3 protein-coding genes and 1 pseudogene are annotated in these 3,538 nt (G+C 43.8%); 3 read left to right on the forward strand and 1 reads right to left on the reverse strand.

Features of this window, described 5'->3' with window-relative positions; translation table 11 throughout:
* Positions 1–419: IS110 family transposase (locus UQ64_RS28930; RefSeq protein WP_156417718.1), on the reverse strand; the 419-nt coding region annotated here is incomplete at its 3' end.
* A gap of 312 nt (positions 420–731) precedes the next feature.
* On the opposite strand from UQ64_RS28930, the gene UQ64_RS28935 reads away from it, so the two are divergent.
* The 3 genes and pseudogenes from UQ64_RS28935 to UQ64_RS28945 form a co-directional block, all read left to right on the forward strand.
* Positions 732–1,682: a LacI family DNA-binding transcriptional regulator gene (locus tag UQ64_RS28935; protein ID WP_060626897.1), complete on the forward strand. Its 951-nt coding sequence runs from the start codon at positions 732–734 to the stop codon at positions 1,680–1,682.
* A gap of 76 nt (positions 1,683–1,758) precedes the next feature.
* Positions 1,759–2,385 carry an HAD family hydrolase gene (locus UQ64_RS28940; RefSeq protein WP_060626898.1) on the forward strand — a complete coding sequence of 209 codons (627 nt, stop codon included), beginning with the start codon at positions 1,759–1,761 and terminating at the stop codon, positions 2,383–2,385.
* A 141-nt stretch (positions 2,386–2,526) separates the two neighbouring features.
* Positions 2,527–3,538: pseudogene (locus UQ64_RS28945) on the forward strand (IS110 family RNA-guided transposase); the annotation flags it as partial.

A 3,538-nucleotide genomic window follows, 5' to 3' on the forward strand; every position in this document is an offset into this window, starting at 1 on the left:
TATTGCCTTGTAAGATAGCGCAAGTTGAGGAGTTGCACACCTCTTTTCTTAAAGGGTTCAAACTCTTCCCTGTAGTACAACTCACCCAATAGGTAAGCATCAGCAGCATCCGTCTTTACTTTGCGAAGGTTGGACTTCCTAAGCCGATTTGAGATTAGCGGATTAATGACAATGTAAAGATAGTGATGCTCCTCCAGAAACTGAACAACGGGGCTTTGGTAATGCCCAGTAGCTTCTAAAATAAGCATGGGACGTTGTCTAGACGAATGTTCTAGGTCCTGAACAACTTGAAGCAGTTTCTTAAGTCCTTCTTGAGTATGCTCGAATTTGAAAGTTCCTCTGTATGGTTTTCCACGCTCTATAAAGGCTTGTCCATGGCTTTCTTCTTTAGATATATCTAAACCGATAACTGGATGCATTCAATCTCTCCCTTTTTGTAGATTTACCGAGAGCCCTAATGATTTATTCTTGTCGCTCCATAGCATCGCTTGTTATACGGGATCTTAAGTCCCAACCAGCCTCAATCATGGTCATGACAAGTAGGGGTGAACATTATAGCGCTCGGGATCAAGTCCCACGGGCAGGTGCGTTCGACTCGGCTACCTTAATCCTCTAAGCAAATGAAAAAAGGTTCAACCAGAAAGATCTGGTTGAACCTATAATACGAACGGGCAGGTTAATTCTAATATATGGTATGATTTGTGTGTCAAAGAGAGGATGGATGATACAACTTGGCTAATATTAATGATATTGCAAAGCGGGCAGGAGTTTCTGTATCGACTGTATCAAGGGTGCTAAACAATAATCCGTATGTATCCGAGTCCAAAAGGGCGGCCGTACAGTCTGTGATTGATGAAATGGATTATACGCCTAACCGTCTTGCTGTCGATTTAATTCGTAAGGAAACAAGAAACATCGGTGTAATCATGCCCTACAATAATAATCAGGCTTTTGATCAAATGCTTCATGGCGTACTTAATCGATCGGTCGAGCTTGGATACACCGTGATGGTTCTTCCTACGAAATACAACCCAGAAACAGAACTTAACTACTTAAATATGCTCAAAAGTAAGCAACTCGATGCAGTAATTATTACCTCCCGCTCGAACCCTTGGGAGTTGCTTACCCCCTTCACTAAATATGGAACGATCGTTTCTTGTGAGTATACTGAACACCCTGAAATAGGCTGTGCTTACATGAATCGATACGCATCCTTCGTAGAGGCATTCACGCTTTTAAAGGATAAAGGTCATATCCGCGCCGCTTTTACAACGGCGAGAGGTGAAGAAAGCAATAGTACAAAACTGACGATAAAAGCGTATCAGCATGTTTTTGGAGATTTGCTACCCGAGTACCACGTCAGTAATTGTTATAATATTGATGATGGTGTTCGTGCAGCTCAACAATTGCTAACCACACATCTTCGGCCAACCGCTGTATATGCAAACGGGGATGAGGTTGCGGCGGGGATTTATCAATACACCAGGGGCGCACAGTTACTCGTGCCTGATGATCTTGCGATAATTGGCCAAGAAAATCAGCCTGTTGGTATCGGTCTAGGTCTAACAACTGTAGATCATCGATTGGTTCAGGTCGGTGAACACGCTTTTAATCTTGCCATACACAAGTCAACGGATAAGATAGAGATTCCATATCGAGTTATAGTGCGTCAATCCACTTAAAGGGTTGACTTGAAATGGATTTCATACTTTAACATACCCTTAGTGAGACCAATGCTACCTAAAGGAGAAGATGTTTATGTACGAAATCTTTATTTTTGATGTTGACGGAACGTTGATTGATACCGAAGAAGCCGTCATGGGTTCTTTGCAAAAAATGTTGAAAGTTCACTTTAATTTGAGTGTACCCCAACAAGATCTAAAGTTCGTGCTGGGGATCCCAGGAGCTGTATCTTTGCCTCGACTCGGGATAACTGACATTGAGCTTGGAAATCAACTTTGGAATAATTACATGGCGGATTTTAAAAAGACCATTCATGTGTTTGACGGTATCCAGCAGTTACTTTCCACCCTAAAGGAGCATTCAGTTACAACAGGAGTGGTAACTTCAAAGACTTATCAAGAATATCAAAATGACTTTGTCCCGTTTGGGCTAGCTGACGATTTGAATTATATCGTATGTGCAGATGACACGGAGCTTCATAAACCTCATCCAGATCCGCTGCAAAAATTCCTTCAGATCTCAGAGGCAATTGCGGAGTCATCCATCTATATTGGTGACACTATCTATGACTATGAATGTGCAAGAGACGCTGGTATAGATTTTGGACTAGCACTTTGGGGATGTAAGAACCCTGATAGTATTCCAGCTAAATATAAATTTGAGCACCCGAAGGATATACTTTCTCTTATAAAACCCCAGTAGTTAACTCAACTAACGGGACACGTTAGCATTCCTGTAGAGCGTTAATTACGAGCTTTGCAAAAAGAAAAGCGCCTCGGTACGATGGGAGTACGCAACGGGTCATAGCCCTTAAAATCCCATCATCCAGGAGGACGCTCTACTATGAAGTTTAAAGCCCAGGACAAACAAAATCAACTCATTGAAAAAATTACCCCTCAGCATCTCGTCGTCGGAATCGACATCGCACAGCTAACTCACGTCGCTCGTGCGGTGAATTTCCGCGGGATCGTCGTTGGCAATCCACTATCTTTCTCAAATGACGAAGAAGGGTTTCAGATCCTTCTTCGCTGGATCCAATCGTTGCAATCAACCCATAACCTAGACTCTGCAATCATCGGTATGGAACCAACGGGGCATTACTGGATAAGCGTCTCCAAATGGCTATCTGAGAAGCAGTTTGAAGTTGTTCTTGTTAATCCTCATCTCGTGAAAAAGAACAAGGAAAACCGCGACAATACGCCATCGAAGAGCGACAAAAAGGATGCTCTCGTCATCGCAGACATGGTGAAGAACGGCTATTACTCATTCATTCGCAACACACCTGAAGCCTTTGAAGAGCTTCGTGTCTTTCTCTCCAACCGAGACTCCGTCGTAACGAGACTCGTCAGTGCAAAGAACCAGATTCATCGTTGGGTTGATGTCGTGTTCCCCGAGCTGAGACAAGTATTTAAGAATCTGATGTGCAAAGGCTCATTGGCGACACTACGTCTTTTCACGACGCCTGATGAACTGAGTAAGTTAACGCCTCAAGACGTGGTAAGGGGCTGGAAATCCATTATGCAACGGCAACCTGGGGACATGAAGGCTCAAGCCCTAATCGCTCTTGCTAGCCATTCTGTTGGCTCTAAGCAGGCAACGCATGCGTACAAGCTCCATTTAATGCAGCTTCTTGCAGAATATGATCTCGCTTGTGAGCAACTGCGAGTCGTGGAGGCAGAGATTATAGCAGTTTTAGACCGTATACCTTTTGCTAAGTCGATGCTTGCTGTAAAAGGGATTAATGCAATCTCACTAGCGAGGCTGGGGATTTAAGCGGCTTTGTTCATGGCAACGCTTTGCTGCGTCATGCTGGTCTCAACCTTGCGGAAGCAAGCTCGGGCAAATGGACCGGACA

It is taken from the genome of Paenibacillus etheri (assembly GCF_001012825.1).
GTDB lineage: Bacteria > Bacillota > Bacilli > Paenibacillales > Paenibacillaceae > Paenibacillus_AQ > Paenibacillus_AQ etheri.